The organism is Chryseobacterium sp. SIMBA_038, assembly GCF_046535115.1.
GTDB lineage: Bacteria > Bacteroidota > Bacteroidia > Flavobacteriales > Weeksellaceae > Chryseobacterium.
The window spans coordinates 1-260 of the sequence record NZ_JAWRXH010000257.1 but is presented as its reverse complement, the minus strand read 5'-3'; the positions used below and the strand labels follow the sequence as shown (position 1 = coordinate 260).

The 260-nt window shown below is 65.0% G+C and carries 1 pseudogene; it reads right to left on the bottom strand.

Annotation, left to right across the window (positions count from 1 at the left end):
- Nucleotides 1–260: pseudogene (locus tag SB689_RS23465) on the bottom strand (hypothetical protein); the annotation flags it as partial.

Sequence of the window (260 nt, the reverse complement as noted above, 5' to 3'; positions counted from 1 at the left end):
AGCTGCATGTTGGACACCGTCCCGGCCTCGCGGGCGCGCACCTCGGTATAGGCCAGATCGAGACGCGCCTGCGCGCCCTGATAGCTGGCACGTGTCTGATCGTACTGCTGGCGCGAGATGCTGTGCGACTTGATCAACCGCGTGACGCGCGCCATCTCCAGCCGCTGCTCTTCCTCGCTGACACGGCTCTGCTCGAGCTGCGCCTTCGCCGCCAGAATCGAGGCATCCAGCTGTTGATTGGCCTGAATGGCGGCTTCCAG